This is a genomic window from Enterobacter cloacae complex sp. P17RS, from assembly GCF_014895885.1.
Classification (GTDB): Bacteria; Pseudomonadota; Gammaproteobacteria; order Enterobacterales; family Enterobacteriaceae; genus Enterobacter; species Enterobacter bugandensis.
On sequence record NZ_JADBQK010000024.1, the window covers coordinates 133,646 to 150,500 of the forward strand.

Here is a 16,855-nt window from a genome sequence, read left to right on the forward strand (position 1 = left end):
AGAAACCTGTCTTCAGAACACACAACCGGAGGTCCCTATCACCATGTTCAACCAGAAACTACAGGCTACCGAGAACATCGAATTCGAGATTGCAGAAGAGCTGCGCTACGAGACCGATCCCTGCGAGTTAAAACTGGATGAGATGATTGAGGCGGAGCCGGAACCCGAAATGATCGAGGGGCTACCCGCCTCCGATGCCCTGACGCCCGCCGATCGCTACCTTGAACTGTTCGAGCACGTCCAGTCGACGCGGCTGTTTGCGGACAGCAAAACCTTCCCCGACTGCGCGCCGAAGATGGATCCGCTGGATATTCTGATCCGCTACCGTAAGGTCAGACGGCACCGGGATTTCGACCTGCGCCAGTTCGTGGAGAACCACTTCTGGCTGCCTGAAACCTACAGCACGGAATATGTCTCCGACCCCGGACTGTCGCTGAAAGAGCACATTGATAGCCTGTGGCCCGTCCTGACGCGCGAACCGCAGGACCATATTCCCTGGTCGTCCCTGTTGGCGCTGCCGCAGGCCTATATCGTGCCCGGCGGGCGATTCAGCGAGACCTATTACTGGGATTCGTACTTCTCCATGCTGGGGCTGGCGGAGAGCGGCCGTAACGATCTGCTGAAGTGCATGGCGGATAACTTCGCGTGGCTGATCGAACGCTACGGCCATATCCCTAACGGCAACCGCACCTATTATCTCAGCCGCTCGCAGCCGCCAGTCTTTGCCCTGATGGTGGAGCTGTTTGAAGAGGACGGCGTGCGCGGCGCGAAGCGCTACCTCGACCACCTCAAAATGGAGCACGCCTTCTGGATGGACGGCGCGGAGTCGCTCCTGCTTAATCAGGCCTACCGCAGCGCGGTGCGCATGCCGGACGGCTCGCTGCTGAACCGCTACTGGGACGACCGTGACACCCCGCGCGACGAATCGTGGATTGAGGACGTGGAAACCGCCCGCCACTCGGGTCGTCCGCCGAATGAGGTCTATCGCGATCTGCGTGCGGGTGCAGCGTCTGGCTGGGATTACTCCTCCCGCTGGCTTCGCGATCCGGCACGGCTCGCCAGCATTCGCACGACGCAGTTTATCCCCATCGATTTGAACGCCTTCCTGTTTAAGCTGGAGAGCGCGATTGCCAATATCTCGGCGTCGAAAGGGGATAAAGAGACGGCCGAGCTGTTCCGCCAGAAGGCCACCGATCGCCGCGCGGCGGTGAACCGCTATCTGTGGGACGAGGAGAGTGGCTGTTACCGCGATTACGACTGGCGACGCGAGCAGATGGCGCTGTTTTCTGCCGCCAGCATTGTGCCGCTGTATGTTGGAATGGCGACGCACGAGCAGGCAGAACGTTTATCTGACGCGGTTAAAGCGCGTCTGCTGACGCCGGGTGGGATTCTGGCAACCGAGTACGAAACCGGCGAGCAGTGGGATAAACCCAATGGCTGGGCGCCGTTGCAGTGGATGGCGATCCAGGGGTTCAAGCAGTACGGCAACGACTCGCTGGGGGATGAAATCGCCTGGAGCTGGCTGCATACGGTGAATCACTTCTACAAGACGCACCACAAGCTGATTGAGAAGTACCACATCGCCAGCAGTACGCCGCGCGAAGGGGGCGGCGGGGAGTATCCGCTACAGGATGGCTTCGGCTGGACGAACGGCGTGGTGCGACGGTTGATTGGGTTGTATGGGGAGCCTTGAGAGGGGTGCGATCTGGCCCCTCTCCCCTCTGGGGAGAGGGGAAAACGTTAGCGAATCACCTCATAAATGGCGGTCTGAATAGACTGCCATTTTTTCGTGGTGGCATCCGGCTGTGACTGCGCGCGTCGCGTTGCCATCTCAAGATCGTGCTTCTGGCGCTTAACCACGGCCGGCACGGTGCAGAACGCTTTCAGATACTCTTTACGTATTGACGTCAGGGACTCGCCGTTTGACATGGCGTGGCTGAGCGTATTGATGAAACGACGACACGGCTTCTCTTCTGCCATGTTCTGCCGATAGCGCAGCATAAGCTCCAGAACGTCGTCATAGCCTGCCGACATCGCCTCTTCGGTCCATGACAGCTTCCAGTCCATCCCACCCTGCAAAAAGAGCAGCGCCACGCGGGTATCGTTGCGGTTAATCGCCGAACGGAAATTACTCTCGTCCCAGGTCACTCCCATGCGCGTCAGCGTCTCCCGCGAGGAAGGGGTTTCGCGCATCTCCTGCGGCGGAGCCGCCGCTTGCGCCGTATTTTCGGCCACAAGCTGCGGTTTGCTGCTGGTCACCAGCCAGAAGCCGCCTACCACGATGGCAATCACCATCACGCCGACCGCTCCCCATAGCGCACCGGAGATAAGCTGCTCACGCTGTTCGGGCGTGCGCGGGGCGCGCTGGGTCGGCTTTTCAATCGTGTCGCGGACTTCAAACAGATCCCCACCGGTAACCCGATCCATTTTTTGCGCCTTTTCCCAGAACGCGTGCAGCTCGCTGGCATCCACCGCCATGAATCCGGCCGGGTTGACGCGCGTTCTCCCCTCTTCAAACGCGCGTTGAACCGGACGGGAGATCTGCATGTAGTAGTTATCCAGCAGCTGAATTTGCGCCGAACTCAACGTTTTCTGCACCGTAATGCTGTTGCGGATTTGCCGGATGTCGTCGAGGAAGGTTTGCAGCGTTTTGCGCGGCTCCACCAGGAGCGTCAGCATGGACGGGTCGTTAAACAGCGAGGCGTAATAGCGGCTGAACTCTTTTTTATCCACCAGCATTTGCGCCAGTTCACTGAACATCATGCCGCTCAGGACATCGTTGATTTCGCCATGCTTCAGCCAGCGCCGTACGCGGTCAGCGTTAAATAAGGTTTTAAGATGATTATTGAGCCGCACCTGATCGGGCCAGGCCTGCTGAATGAGGCCTTTAATCATTAACTCAATTGCGCGTACCTGCTTGTGCGCCTGCTGTTGCTGGAGTTCGCTTCCCGGGGCCAGCTCGGTGCTGTAGGTCAGAAGCGGCTGCTGCAGACGAAGATGTTCCAGCGTAGTCACAAACCGCATCGCCGCAATAAGCTGGTTTTCACTGACATCCTGCCCGCTTTCGTACTGCGGGACGCGCTGCTGCAGCAGGCGCAGCTGCAGCGTAAATTCCGACATCTCGGCATCATTCAGGTTAAGCTTCTTCGCAACCGTAGCCCATCCCCCGAGCCCTAAACGCGCGCTGTCCAGCTGTTCCAGAAACCAGCGTGGATCTTTCCCCTCAGAAACATGTACATTCAGAAGAAGCAAGATTTCCACCGACGCCTGGCGAATGACCGCCAGACAGTGTTCAAACTGTTCGCGGATATGATGTGATGTGCTGAGAGTCATTGTTTTCCTTAAGCGACAGCGAAGACATCCGGAATGGGCACTAACGGCCGTTTTTCTTTTTATTTATACGCGCTTAACCATACCTGACTTTCTGTTGAAATAAAGTGACAACCCTAAAATCATTTAAAATGCTTCAGGAGAATCTTAATGCCAGTTTTAATGACCTCACGCCTGAACTGCTCGCCCCTGCAGGAGCAAGACTGGCCCTTTTTTCTGGCGTTGCAGCAACACCCCGAAGTCATGCGCTTTGTTGCGGAGAACCGCCCCGTCGCAGCGATCCGGGAGGCGTTTGATTCGCGCCTGACGCCCTGGACGCCAGGCAGCGCGCACTGGCTGTGCCTCGTCGTACGTGATGCCCTCTCACAGGCCCCGCTGGGCGTTACCGGGTATATTCATCGGGAAGAAGATTGCGCCGAAGTGGGCTTTCTTTTTGCCCCCGAGGCGCAGGGCAAAGGTTACGGCTTCGAATCCCTGCAGGCGCTTTGCGATTACGCCTTTCATCAGGGCGGTATTCGTCGGCTCACCGCCACCGTCACCGCGGGAAACGTCGCCTCCAGGCGCCTGCTGGAAAAAGCTCGCTTCCAGCTGGAAGGCGAGCTACGTGAAAGCTATTACCTTTCCGGTCGCTGGCAAAATGACTGGTTATTTGGGTTATTACGGCAGGAATACCTGAACAATAATTCCTGATCAACAGCCATTTGGCGGATATTGCTCGTACCGCGATTCCTCTACAGTATCGCCATTAAGAGGAAACGAATATGAACGGTCATGCGCTAAATATATCTTCTGCCGCCATAGAATTAATAAAGAAACATCAAGGGCTTTCACTGGAGAAATATCGTGATGAAAAGGGTGTATGGGTTATCGGCTATGGGCATGTGATCCGCGAACGGGAAAATTTTCACGGCCTTATCACGCCTCTTCAGGCGGAATATTTACTCCATGAAGATATTCAGCTTTGTGAAACGCTGCTGCGGGAAAAGTGTATACATCCATTAACCCAGCAGCAGCATGACGCGCTGGTACTGATGATACTGAGTTTCGGCGTGACGTCTTCACTCCCGAAAGCGCTGCTTCAGGCCGTCACCCGGGTGTAGTACATGGCTGCCTGGGTTCGGTTTTTTACCTCCAGCCGGCGAAAAAGCGCTTCCAGATGCGCTTTTACCGTGGCCGCACTGATGTTGAGATTCCGACCAATCTCTTTGTTTGATTCGCCCGCCGCCAGCAGCTTCAGCACCTCACGCTGACGCTCGCTTAAGGAAAGTAACGCCTGCGCTGACGATTGCTGGCTGACCCACTCAGCGGGAAAGCAGACCATCCCTCTGGATACGGAATCCAGCACGGCGGCAAACCGCTCAGGATTAGCGTTACGGGGGATAATAGCCATCACGTTTCGCTGCATGAGTTGTTCAACCCATCGGGTCTCTTTTTTTGCCAGAACCATCATCACCCGTACCGACGGGAAGCGATGCATGATTTCATCAAGGAAAGAACTCCCCTCATCCTGAATTAAATTGCCGTCAATCATGACGATAGCAGACGGTGACGCGGATATTTGCGTCCATAAATCGTCTGCCTGACAAGCCCCCGTTATATTTATTTCAGGAATTAATTTCTGCAAACCGTGTATCGCTCCATGAATAAATATCGACTGCCTGTCAAACATGATTACTCGCATCGTATTTCTCCCTCTGAGAATAGCGAAGGGGGATTCTACATAGGCGCTATTTAAGAAAAAACTCAATGAATGGAGAGGTTACAAATCCGCCAGTGGTTTTTATATTTACCCGCATTTTGACACATCCATATTAAGGATTTCCTTAAGGGGTTCCCTCCCCTTAACATCAGACATCACAGGAACATACCGCCTGACACTTCAATACGTTGCGCGTTCATCCAGCCAAGCTTATCGCTAAGCAGCGCCGCAATGGCATCCCCGATATCGTCCGGCAAACCTACCCGCCCCAGCGCCGTCTGCGACGCCAGCATCTGGTTAAGCTGCGCGTTGTCGCGCACGCGCCCACCGCCAAAGTCGGTTTCGATCGCGCCTGGTGCGATAATATTGACGGAGATACCGCGCGCTCCAAGCTCCTTCGCCTGATAGCGGGTGAGCACTTCCATCGCCCCTTTCATGGCCGCGTAGGTTCCTGAGCCTGACTGGGTGAAGCGGGCCAGTCCGCTGGAGACATTGAGGATCCGCCCCCCGTCGTTAAGCAGAGGCAGCAGGCGCTGCGTCAGGAAGAAAGGCCCTTTGAAGTGAATGTTCAGCGCCTCATCAAACTGCGCTTCCGTCGTTTCGGTATAGGGTGCGTATAAACCTGTTCCGGCATTGTTCAATAAATAATCAAATGTTTCGCGCTGCCAGACACTCTTCAGGATCTCCTGAAGCTGTTGAGCAAAATTTTCGAAACTGGCGATATCCCCGACGTTGAGCTTTAATGCCGCCGCCTTGACGCCTTTTTCCTGAATTTCGCGCACAACTTCCAGCGCTTCCTGCTGGCTACGATTGTAGGTCAGGATAATTCCCGTGCCGTCAGCAGCCAGCTTTAACGCAGCGTTTTTACCTAAGCCGCGGCTACCACCCGTCACTAATGCGATACGTTCAGTCATCATAAACCTCGTTTTGGCTGTTATGGAGATTGAGAAAGAGCTTATTAGGTGATAGAAGATCAATAAAGATGGGTAATAACGCTTCACTGTTTCATTGCAAACAACAATGAGCTTCATCTATGGATAAAATTCACGCAATGCAGCTGTTTGTTCGCGTCGCGGAACTGGAGAGTTTTTCCCGCGCGGCAGAGACATTAACGCTGCCGAAAGGCAGCGTTTCCCGGCAAATTCAGGCACTGGAAAACCGGCTTGGCACCCAGCTACTGCACCGTACCACGCGCCGCGTCAGCCTGACGCAGGACGGCATGGTCTATTACGAACGGGCAAAAGATCTGCTGGCGAACCTGGATGAGCTGGACGGCATGTTTCAGCACGATCCCTCCAGCATCAGCGGAAGGCTGCGCGTGGATATGCCCGTTGGCGTTGCTCGAAATGTCGTCATCCCCAAACTGCCTGCGTTTTTACAGCAGTATCCGGGTATCGAACTGGAGCTCAGCAGCAGCGATCGTCTGGTGGATGTGGTCCGGGAAGGGTTTGATTGCGTCGTCCGCGTGGGTTCCCTGAAGGACTCAGGGCTGATAGCCCGTCCGCTGGGCAAGCTGTCGGTGATCAACTGCGCCAGCCCGGATTATCTGGCGCGTTTTGGCTACCCTGACACGCTGGACGATTTAGGCTCGCACGCCGTGATTCATTATGCCGCGATGCTGGGAAGCCGCCCTCAGGGCTTTGAATTTTATAACGGAAGCACAACGCAGTGGATAAAAACGGGCGGGGTGCTAACCGTCAACAGCACGGAAACTTACCAGGCCGCCTGCCTTGCCGGGCTGGGGATCATTCAGGCCCCGCGCGTTGGGGTGCGCGACCTGCTGCGCGCAAAGAAACTGATTGAGATCCTCCCGCAGTATCGCGCGGAACCGATGCCTGTCTCCCTGATTTACCCCCACCGGCGCAACCTCTCTCGCCGGGTTCACCTGTTTATGGAGTGGCTAACCGAACTCACAAAAGCTTACGTGGACTAGTCGCAAGCTATAATTCAATAACATCCAGCCAAACGAAAAAGGAAAAGACGCGTGACGCCGGAAAATAACCCGCAACGACCCACCCAACATTTAGATTATGAACCCATCAAGAAGATGGAAACCGAGCCGGAAGAGGCTAAAGCCCCTGGTACAGCCAGCAAGGCGCTGGGCACCGTCACCAGCCTGGCGGAGAGAATTCAGCAGTTTCCCATGGTTGCGCATCTTATACGTGCGACCGAGCGCTTTAATGACCGCATGGGAAACCAGTTCGGTGCCGCGATCACCTATTTTTCGTTCCTGTCGATGATCCCCATCCTGATGGTGTCGTTTGCTGCGGCCGGTTTTGTACTCGCGTCGCATCCAACGCTGCTGCAGGATATTTTCAATAAGATCCTGAATAACGTCAGTGACCCAACCCTCGCCACCACGCTGAAAAGCACGATTAACACCGCCGTTCAGCAGCGCACCACCGTCGGGATCGTCGGTTTGCTCATCGCCCTTTACTCCGGCGTTAACTGGATGGGCAACCTCCGCGAAGCTATTCGCGCCCAGTCCCGCGAGGTGTGGGAGCGTAAACCGCAGGATCAGGAGAAAATTTGGGTTAAATATTTCCGCGACTTTATTTCGCTGATTGGCCTGCTTATCGCGCTCGTCGTCACGCTCTCCATTACCTCCGTGGCGGGCTCCGCGCAGCAGATGATTATTTCTGCGCTCTATCTTGATTACATCGAATGGCTGAAGCCCGCCTGGCGCGGCATCGGGCTGGCGATTTCCATCTTCGCCAACTACCTGCTGTTCTTCTGGATTTTCTGGCGCTTGCCTCGGCATCGTCCGCGTAAGAAGGCGCTGCTCCGCGGCACATTGATTGCGGCGATCGGCTTTGAAGTGATTAAGATCGTGATGACTTACACCCTGCCGTCGCTGGTGAAATCCCCGTCCGGCGCGGCATTTGGCTCGGTGCTGGGGCTGATGGCGTTCTTCTACTTCTTCGCGCGTTTAACCCTGTTCTGCGCGGCGTGGATTGCCACCGCCGAGTACAAAGGCGACACGCGAATGCCCGGAAAAACACATCGTTAATTCCGCTCTCGGGCTGATATTTCAGCCCGACTCATCATTTCAGCATATAAATCCAGTCCGTAACTTTTATTTAACCGAAAACCAGTTTTATCCACCAATATTTAAAAAACGTGAAGCATTTCATGGAAGCATTTTGGCTGGCCTGAACATTATCCGCTTTTTGTTGATTTTATAATCAGGAAGCTAATTTGTTACAGATTGAAATGTCGCTTTTGCTGTGCGTAATATGGCCTTTCGTTCGACAAAAAATAAGAAAATATTATGCAATCAACAGCCACAACACTCGACTCTGGTGCGGAAAACGTCCCGGTAAACTCGCGCAATAAAGTTGTCGTCGCATCGCTGATTGGCACCGCCATTGAGTTCTTCGACTTTTACATTTACGCCACCGCAGCGGTCATCGTTTTCCCGCATATTTTCTTCCCCCAGGGAGACCCGACGGCGGCGACGCTACAGTCTCTGGCGACCTTTGCTATTGCGTTTGTGGCGCGTCCGATTGGCTCCGCGCTGTTTGGACACTTCGGCGATCGTATTGGGCGTAAGGTCACCCTGGTGGCCTCGCTGCTGACGATGGGCATCTCCACCGTGGCGATCGGCCTGCTGCCGACCTACGAAACCATCGGCATTCTGGCGCCGGTCCTGCTGGCGCTGGCGCGTTTTGGTCAGGGTCTGGGGCTGGGCGGTGAATGGGGTGGCGCGGCGCTGCTGGCGACCGAGAACGCCCCGCCGCGTAAACGTGCGCTGTACGGTTCATTCCCGCAGCTTGGCGCGCCGATTGGCTTCTTCTTTGCCAACGGGACCTTCCTGCTGCTCTCCTGGCTGCTGACGGACGAACAGTTCATGAGCTGGGGCTGGCGTATTCCGTTTGTCTTCTCGGCCGTGCTGGTGCTGATTGGCCTGTATGTGCGTGTTTCCCTGCATGAGACGCCGGTGTTCGCAAAAGTAGCCGCGGCGAAAAAACAGGTAAAAGTGCCGCTGGGCACCCTGCTGACCAAACACGTGCGCGTGACCGTGCTGGGCACGTTTATCATGCTGGCGACCTACACGCTGTTCTACATCATGACGGTGTACTCCATGACCTACAGTACCGCTGCCGCACCGGTTGGGCTGGGCCTGCCGCGTAACGAAGTGCTGTGGATGCTGATGATGGCGGTAATTGGGTTTGGCGTGATGGTACCGATTGCCGGCCTGCTGGCGGATAAGTTTGGTCGTCGTGCGAGCATGATTACGATCACCACGCTGATCATTCTGTTTGCTCTGTTCGTCTTCCCGCCGCTGCTGAGTTCAGGTAGCCCGGCGCTGGTGATGGCGTACCTGCTGATTGGCCTGAGCCTGATGGGGCTGACCTTCGGCCCGATGGGCGCGCTGCTGCCGGAGCTGTTCCCGACGGAAGTGCGTTATACCGGCGCATCGTTCTCCTATAACGTCTCGTCTATTCTGGGCGCGTCCGTGGCACCGTATATCGCCACCTGGCTGCAGGCAAATTATGGTCTGTTCTACGTGGGCGTTTATCTGGCGGCCATGGCGGCGCTGACGTTGATTGCGCTGCTGCTGACGCATGAGACTAAGCATCAGGCGCTGTAAACTAATGCCGGGTGGCGGCTACGCCTTACCCGGCAATAACAAACCGCACCTTACTTCTTCATCTGCGACAAAATCGTCCGGCATTGATTCGCCTCGCCTTCTGACGGCGAAATCAACGCTAGCAGCGCGGCGGCCGGGGTGACCAACGTCGCGAGGGCTGCGGCCACCGCGCCACGCGCAATCAGCGGCCCGGGCTTGACGCCCGCCTGCGGATTTTTGAAGGTCCCACGCACGTAAAGCGGCGAGCGCAGGGTAATAATACGAATCCCCTTACTTTCCGGATCGATGGTCAAATCCAGCTGTTCGGAGGCCATGCTGGCGGTACCGGTCACGTTAATCACCGCGTTTTCCGTGTCGAAGGCAAAAATCTGCGGACGCGCCACGCCGTTAACCAGATCCACATTCGCCGCCGCGCAGTTCACCCTCACCTCGTCATCGCCAAAGATTTGCCCGATGATAAAGTTACCGACGTTCAGCCCCAGGATCTCCATCAGGTTGCGGCTGACCAGACCGTCGTTCATTAGCAGTTTCAGGTTACCGTTGCCGCTGCCCAGCAGTGCCGCCACGGAATTCCCCACCCCGCGAATGTCCGCATCGCCGTTCATTTCACCGAGGGTTTTCTGCATCAGCTCCACGTTCGGCATCAGCTCTTTCAGCTTCAATCGACGCGCCTGGATCTCCGCCCGCCCCTGCATCGGCTTTTTATCGCCTTCCAGGTGAATGTTGGAGGAAATCGTCCCGCCCGCCATGCCAAACTTCAGCGGCTGCAGGCGCAGGTCGGCATTTTTCAGGATGATATGCGTCGAGAGATCGCTCAGCGGCAGCGTGCTGCCATGCTCAATCTTGCGTCCTTTGAAGCGCACATCCGCATCCATCACGTCCCACTTATCGGTTTCAAAGCGATCGTAAGGCAGCACTTTTCCCGCAGGCTGAACGTCCTTCTTAACCTCTTTTGACTTTGTCCCTTTGCCCGAATCCACGCCTATCAGCGGGCCAAGATCGGCCAGACGCAGCTGGCGGGACTCGACATCCCCTTCCAGTTTTGGCCGTGGTTTTCCGGTGGTGTAGGTCAGCGTGCCGTGAATATCGCTGTCGCCGATGCGGCCGTTGAAATCCCGGTAGTCAAAAACGGACGATTTTTCGGTATCAATTTTGGCAACCAAATGCCCGTCCGTTTCGAACGGCGGGGTATCCGGCAGCAGTACGCCAGTCAGTTCATACAGTTCGCCAAGCGAGTCACCGGCGAACTTGAGCTGCAGGTCGACGCCCCCCATGTTCATCGGGTCGTTGACCGTCCCCACAAACGCCACGCGCGTATTCCCCGAGCGGAAATCCGCCTGCACCGGGAATGGCGTGCCTTCGCTCCGGAGCGCCAGCATGCCGCCGATTTTCCCTTCCCCGTTAAGCGCCTGGCCGTTGTAGTGCCCTTTTGCCGTCAGGCCGAAGACATAATCACCCGCTTTGGCGCTATCGCCTTTCGCTTTATTGCCCGTGACTTCGCTAAACGGCAGCGGTTTACCCAGCGGATCGACCAGGATCTCCACGTCTGCCTTGCTGACCTTATCGTCGATGGCGATCCGCCCGCGATCGAAAAGAATATTGTCCAGACGGAATGACCACGAAGAGGGCTTGGCATTCGGATCTTTTTCGCCGTCGCTGGCAAGGTTAAACGTCCAGTTATTGTTTTTTTCAGAGAGGCGGATCAGGCGCGCATCGGGCTGCTGGAGCTTGATCCACGGTAGATAGACGGTTTTGGTCAGGAGCGCCAGCGGCGCCAGCGTGGCTTCCACGCGCGGCAGATGCACCATGGTCACTTCGGGGATATCCGGCGGGTTGCCGAGAATAATGTCGTCGGCGTGGACGTGCGGCCAGGGGATCCAGCTTCGCCAGCCGGTCTCCTCTTTCTGACGCTCCCATACCACACCCAGATCGCCACGAATGGCGAAGGGACGGTTCAGCTCAGTTGAGACTTTCTGGTTGATGGTCGGCTTAAGGCGGTTCCAGTCAAACGTCGCGATAATGATGACGACGATCGCGATCAACAACAAGAAAATCCCTGTAATCCAGGAAATGACCCTGGTTGTTTTTGTCATTGTTATCCCCTTTCCTGATGACCTGTCCTGTAAAACTATAGTCCAGACAAAGGGAAACGGGGCTATCAGAGGGTCGTTCTGGCGCTTTCGAGGAGATCCATCGGCACGGGGCGAGAGAGGAAATAGCCTTGCGCCGCCGCTGCGGGAGAGTTTTGCACATCACGCCACTCTTCCAGCGTTTCCACGCCTTCAACGATCACCCCCTGGCAATAGCGATTCATCAGCTGCAATAACAGCGTAAACAGATTCCGTCCTTCCGGGGTCTGGCGCAGCATGATGAACAGATCGCGAGCCACCTTGATGTAGTCATAGCGCACTTCGCTGAGGGCCGAGAAGTTCGCCATACCGGTGCCAAAGTCATCCAGCCACAGCGGGCCAAATTCACACATTGACGCAAACGAGGAATCCTGCGGCAGGCGCACGTGCTCCACCAGCTCAAAGCGCAGCCACGGCAGGGTGGCGATCAGCTCCTGCAGCTTCGCGTTCTGACGCAGCGCCAGCAGAGTTGGGCCATCCACGTTCACCGAGGCGAGGATCGTATGCTGCTCGAAAAAGGCCTGTTTCGTCGCCAGCATACGGAGCTGCTCTTCCAGCACGTCCAGACGCTGGCGAACGGCAACTTCGGCAAAGTAGCGATCCGGCGCGATGCGCTGAGTAGGGTTTGAGGGATGCGTAACGACGGTCAAAATCTCAATTGCCATCAGCCGACCGTCCGTTCGATAGATCGGCTGCCAGGTGTACGCGCGCTCACATTGCAGCCAGTAGCGATGCTCCTGCAAGTTCTCAATACTTGCCTCAGGCGTAGTGCTCAGCCGCTGGATAACCTGCTCTGACTTCATTTCAGATGTCCTGTTGTTGGGATAGCCTTTCTGGACTCGTCACAGGATTATCGGCGCGATAATTGAGAACTTTATGTTCAATTCACCGTGAAAATGAAATTAAGATGACAGAAATTTGCCGGAACACGCGCTGGCTCAAATAAAATAATGGAACACCGTTTTAATATAGTTGACCATCTAATTCACTCGGCGCACACTGCTGAAAATTCTTCTGTTCAGGTTCACGACTATGTCCAAAAAAATTGCCGTGATTGGCGAATGCATGATTGAGCTGTCACAAAAAGGCGCGGAAGTCAGCCGCGGATTTGGTGGCGATACGTTAAACACCTCGGTTTACATTGCCCGTCAGGTTGCGCCTGAGGCACTCACCGTGAACTACGTCACCGCCCTCGGCACGGACAGCTTCAGCCAGCAGATGCTGGAAGCCTGGCAAAGTGAACATGTTGAAACCTCGCTTATACAGCGTATGGAAAACCGCCTGCCTGGGCTTTACTACATCGAAACTGACAGCACCGGCGAACGCACGTTTTATTACTGGCGTAACGAAGCCGCGGCCAAATTCTGGCTGGAGAGCGACGCCGCTGGGGCCATCTGCGAAGAGCTGGCGACGTTTGACTATCTCTATCTGAGCGGCATTAGCCTGGCGATTTTAAGCCCGACCAGCCGCGAAAAGCTGCTCTCGCTGCTGCGCGAATGCCGCGCCAACGGCGGGAAGGTGATTTTTGATAACAACTACCGCCCGCGCCTGTGGGCCAGCCGCGAAGAGACGCAGCAGGTTTATCAGCAGATGCTGCAGTGCACGGATATCGCCTTCCTGACGCTCGATGATGAAGACGCCCTGTGGGGTGAGAAGCCGGTAGAGGACGTGATTGCCCGCACGCACGCAGCAGGCGTGAGCGAAGTGGTGATTAAGCGCGGCGCGGAGTCGTGCCTGGTCGCGATTGCGGGTGAAGCGGTGGTTGAGGTCCCTGCGGTGAGGCTGGCCAAAGAGAAAGTGATTGATACCACTGCGGCGGGGGATTCCTTCAGCGCGGGCTACCTGGCGGTACGCCTGACGGGGGGAACGCCGGAAGCGGCGGCACAGCGTGGGCACCTGACGGCCAGCACCGTGATTCAGTATCGCGGGGCGATTATTCCGCGCGAGGCGATGCCTGTTTAGTTTCCCCTAACCCTCTCCCTTTGGGGAGAGGGCCGGGGTGAGAGGATTACTGCCCCTGCGGAATATCCGACGCGTCCTGGTGTAGATCATCAGCCGTTGCAGCCTGCGCCGGCTGCGACGCGGTGGCCATAATGGAATCCCAGGTCTTCTGAAGTTCCTTCATGTCATATTCCGGCTCGCCTTTCGGCTGCAGAAGGATCAACGCCATATCCTGCGACAGCTGCTGACGTAAATCCTGATTCAGCATATTCACAGTCAGACCGTTCAGGAAGTCCTGACGCAGCTTCTGGTACTGCTCAGGCGCAATGTCGACAACCTGATTCTGCAGGGAGCGAATCCGCTGGCTGATCAGAATGTCGGTATCGGCGCGAGCGTAGGTGGCAAACAGCTTCTGCAGCTCCAGTTTTTTCTGGGCCAGCAGCGCGTTGAACTCCTCTTCAGAGAGCCCCTCTTTACGTACTTTTTCCAGCTCTTTCGCCACCACACCCAGGTTCGCATTCAGTTTATCGCCCGGCGATTCAACGTTAATGGCACATTGCGCACGCTGGAACAGCACGCGGCAGTCAAAGCCAAGGCCAATGTTCTTCACGTTGTTTTTGCTGAGCGTCTGCTGAACGTGCCAGAACAACGCCTCACGCGCCAGATCGGCACGCCAGTAGCGCAGCAGCGCCGCAGACTCGCGAATAGGCTGCCAGGCGTTATCCCACATCACGGAGAGCCTGTCCTGGCGCACGGTGTCCGTCATAATGCTGACAGGCTCGGCGCGCAGCGGAGAGAGCGTCGGGACAGGGGCTGGCGTTTCACGTTTGCCCTTCAGATCGCCAAACGCTTTGTTGATCTGCTCAACCACCGCGCGGCTATCCACATTGCCGACGACGATCAGCGTCATCGCGTCCGGGGTGTACCATTTCTGGTAGAACGATTTTACCTGTTCGACGTCCACCGGCTGCTTCAGCGGCTCTGCCGGATCGTGCCCCAGCAACGTTGAGCCTTTCAGACGGTAGCGCCACCAGCCCTCTTTGGTATCCGCAGGCCAGGTCGCCACCATGTCGCCGTTGCTCAACGCATAGTTCACGGTGTCCGGCGTAATCGCCAGGTTGCCAGAGGCATCGGAGAGATAGGTAAGGGCTTCTTTAAGCAGGTCGTTACGGTTATTTGGCAGGCTCAGGTTAAACATGGTGTAGTCATAGGAGACCACAGCCGGAGGAAGGGGGCGTTTCGGATCGATGGCCTGTTGCCACAGCGAACGCACCTGTACTGCCTGCAAGCTGCCGCTCTGCGTGAGCGCCAGACGGGGAATAAAATGGCTAAAACCGGTTTGCTGAGTGCTTTCCGTAAGGGAGCCGGTATTTACGGACAGACGGATTTCAATACGATCGCTGGGACGCTGTGGAGTAGATAACACCTGCCACTGAAAACCGTTCGCTAGCGTGCCTTGTTGCCAGGCCGGGTCTGGCTGGAGCGCATCTGCCTGCACATAACTGGCTGCTGCCATCATCAGCAAACCGCCGGTTAAGAGTCGAATTTTTGTGCCCTGCATGTGAACCCCTGATCAACATTCCTGGTTAAAAAAGAGTGTCTCGCGACGCGCTGCACTCTAAAAGATGACGATGAAAACACGTCGATTAGACCGCGCGTTCGGCAAAACGTCACGGTCCGAAGTGAAATATACCCAAAAAAAATCTTGTCGAATTATGACAGGTATGAACAGTTATTATGCGCAGGAGCCCGCATCCCGACAAGGGAATGCGGGCAATTGTGACAAGATTAGGAGGTTAAACCAGGATTTTTGCTATCAGACGCGCGATTATTCAGCGTATCGTTGAGCTTCTTGTGATCCAACTCTTTCACCCATTTCGCGACCACCACCGTGGCCACGCCGTTACCCACCAGGTTGGTAAGAGCACGCGCCTCAGACATAAAGCGGTCAATACCAAGAATCAGTGCCAGACCCGCCACCGGCAGATGCCCCACCGCAGAAATGGTGGCTGCCAGCACGATAAAGCCGCTGCCCGTCACGCCCGCAGCCCCTTTAGACGACAGCAAGAGCACCACCAGCAGGGTGATTTGATGGAAAATATCCATATGGCTGTTGGTTGCCTGGGCGATAAACACGGCCGCCATCGTCAGGTATATCGAGGTACCGTCAAGGTTGAAGGAGTACCCCGTCGGGATCACCAGGCCGACCACCGATTTACGGCACCCGAGCTTTTCCATCTTGTCGAGCATACGCGGCAGCGCCGATTCTGAAGAGGAGGTCCCCAGAACAATCAGCAGTTCTTCACGGATGTAGCGGATGAATTTGAAAATGCTGAAGCCTGTCGCACGGGCGATGGAGCCCAGCACCACCACCACGAAAAGAATACAGGTGATGTAGAAGCAGATGATCAGCTGACCCAGCTGCACCAGCGTGCCAACGCCATACTTGCCGATGGTGAAGGCCATCGCACCGAAGGCACCGATCGGCGCCAGGCGCATGATCATATTGATGATGCCAAAGATGACCTGCGAGAAGCTTTCAATCACGTTGAAGATAAGCTGGCCTTTGCTGCCCAGACGGTGCAGGGCGAAGCCAAACATCACGGCAAACAGCAGCACCTGCAGAATGTTTCCGCTGGCGAAGGCGCCGATGACGCTGCCAGGGATGACGTCCAGCAGGAAGGCGACCACGCCCTGATCCTTCGCCTGTTCGGCATAGACCGCAACCGCTTTGGCATCCAGCGTAGAGGGATCAACGTTCATACCCGCGCCAGGCTGTACCACGTTGACGATGACCAGACCAATAATCAGCGCAAGGGTACTGACCACTTCAAAGTAGAGAAGCGCCACTGCACCGGTACGGCCCACCGCCTTCATGCTTTCCATGCCAGCGATGCCCGTTACCACCGTACAGAAGATCACCGGGGCGATGACCATTTTAATGAGCTTAACGAACGCGTCGCCAAGCGGTTTCATTTGCGCGCCCAGCTCCGGGTAATAGTGACCCAGCAGAATACCGATGGCGATGGCTGTCAGGACCTGGAAATAAAGACTTTTGAAGAGTGAGGTTTTCATAGGGTGTCCTTGGGAAGAAAAACCACAGGCTTTGTAAGGTTATGGTTAACCTGCGGCTCTAAAATAACACCCGTATAACAGGACAGA

General features: G+C 56.0%; 14 protein-coding genes. 7 read left to right on the forward strand and 7 right to left on the reverse strand.

From position 1 onward, the window contains the following. Window positions 1–43 precede the first annotated feature (43 nt). The gene (locus IM265_RS18130; RefSeq protein ID WP_028014741.1) at window positions 44–1,693 is read left to right on the forward strand and encodes an alpha,alpha-trehalase; all 1,650 of its coding nucleotides are present in this window, start codon (window positions 44–46) and stop codon (window positions 1,691–1,693) included. 47 nt (window positions 1,694–1,740) lie between these two features. Here IM265_RS18130 and IM265_RS18135 read toward each other — a convergent pair whose 3' ends face one another. After that, window positions 1,741–3,333: an STY4199 family HEPN domain-containing protein gene (locus IM265_RS18135; protein ID WP_193031712.1), complete on the reverse strand. Its 1,593-nt coding sequence runs from the start codon at window positions 3,331–3,333 to the stop codon at window positions 1,741–1,743. Between the two features lie 147 nt (window positions 3,334–3,480). On the opposite strand from IM265_RS18135, the gene IM265_RS18140 reads away from it, so the two are divergent. Together IM265_RS18140 and IM265_RS18145 are read left to right on the forward strand one after the other, a co-directional pair. Continuing rightward, on the forward strand, window positions 3,481–4,020 hold the full coding sequence (locus tag IM265_RS18140; protein ID WP_028014743.1) for a GNAT family N-acetyltransferase: 540 nt from the start codon (window positions 3,481–3,483) through the stop codon (window positions 4,018–4,020). A gap of 71 nt (window positions 4,021–4,091) precedes the next feature. After that, window positions 4,092–4,430 carry a lysozyme gene (locus IM265_RS18145; RefSeq protein WP_193031714.1) on the forward strand — a complete coding sequence of 113 codons (339 nt, stop codon included), beginning with the start codon at window positions 4,092–4,094 and terminating at the stop codon, window positions 4,428–4,430. Here IM265_RS18145 and IM265_RS18150 read toward each other — a convergent pair. Next, the gene (locus IM265_RS18150) at window positions 4,409–5,011 is read right to left on the reverse strand and encodes a response regulator transcription factor (RefSeq protein WP_193031716.1); all 603 of its coding nucleotides are present in this window, start codon (window positions 5,009–5,011) and stop codon (window positions 4,409–4,411) included. The two genes, IM265_RS18145 and IM265_RS18150, sit on opposite strands and share 22 nt — an antisense overlap. 173 nt (window positions 5,012–5,184) lie before the next feature. Beyond that, entirely contained in the window at window positions 5,185–5,943 is a 759-nt protein-coding gene (locus IM265_RS18155; protein ID WP_193031728.1) for an SDR family NAD(P)-dependent oxidoreductase, read from the reverse strand. A gap of 119 nt (window positions 5,944–6,062) precedes the next feature. Between IM265_RS18155 and IM265_RS18160 the strand changes: the two genes are divergently transcribed. The 3 genes from IM265_RS18160 (at window position 6,063) to IM265_RS18170 (ending at window position 9,623) form a co-directional block, all read left to right on the forward strand. Further along, on the forward strand, window positions 6,063–6,962 hold the full coding sequence (locus IM265_RS18160) for a LysR family transcriptional regulator (RefSeq protein WP_028014747.1): 900 nt from the start codon (window positions 6,063–6,065) through the stop codon (window positions 6,960–6,962). A 51-nt stretch (window positions 6,963–7,013) separates the two neighbouring features. Next, window positions 7,014–8,039: an inner membrane protein YhjD gene (gene yhjD / locus IM265_RS18165; RefSeq protein ID WP_041911856.1), complete on the forward strand. Its 1,026-nt coding sequence runs from the start codon at window positions 7,014–7,016 to the stop codon at window positions 8,037–8,039. Between the two features lie 261 nt (window positions 8,040–8,300). Beyond that, window positions 8,301–9,623 carry an MFS transporter gene (locus tag IM265_RS18170; RefSeq protein WP_028014749.1) on the forward strand — a complete coding sequence of 441 codons (1,323 nt, stop codon included), beginning with the start codon at window positions 8,301–8,303 and terminating at the stop codon, window positions 9,621–9,623. 50 nt (window positions 9,624–9,673) lie between these two features. Here IM265_RS18170 and IM265_RS18175 read toward each other — a convergent pair whose 3' ends face one another. Together IM265_RS18175 and pdeH are read right to left on the reverse strand one after the other, a co-directional pair. Further along, window positions 9,674–11,716, reverse strand: coding sequence for an AsmA family protein (locus IM265_RS18175; RefSeq protein WP_193031718.1), 2,043 nt, complete (start codon window positions 11,714–11,716; stop codon window positions 9,674–9,676). 65 nt (window positions 11,717–11,781) lie between these two features. Beyond that, window positions 11,782–12,555 (reverse strand): cyclic-guanylate-specific phosphodiesterase, encoded by a 774-nt coding sequence (pdeH, locus tag IM265_RS18180; RefSeq protein ID WP_041911854.1) that lies wholly within the window; start codon window positions 12,553–12,555, stop codon window positions 11,782–11,784. A 229-nt stretch (window positions 12,556–12,784) separates the two neighbouring features. Between pdeH and IM265_RS18185 the strand changes: the two genes are divergently transcribed. Next, window positions 12,785–13,714, forward strand: coding sequence for a sugar kinase (locus tag IM265_RS18185; protein ID WP_193031720.1), 930 nt, complete (start codon window positions 12,785–12,787; stop codon window positions 13,712–13,714). 46 nt (window positions 13,715–13,760) lie between these two features. Here IM265_RS18185 and IM265_RS18190 read toward each other — a convergent pair whose 3' ends face one another. Both IM265_RS18190 and IM265_RS18195 read right to left on the reverse strand, forming a co-directional pair. Then, a complete protein-coding gene (locus IM265_RS18190; RefSeq protein ID WP_028014753.1) occupies window positions 13,761–15,254 on the reverse strand; it encodes a pitrilysin family protein in 1,494 nt (497 codons plus the stop codon). 227 nt (window positions 15,255–15,481) lie between these two features. Beyond that, window positions 15,482–16,768, reverse strand: coding sequence for a dicarboxylate/amino acid:cation symporter (locus IM265_RS18195; RefSeq protein ID WP_028014754.1), 1,287 nt, complete (start codon window positions 16,766–16,768; stop codon window positions 15,482–15,484). Between the last annotated feature and the right edge of the window lie 87 nt (window positions 16,769–16,855).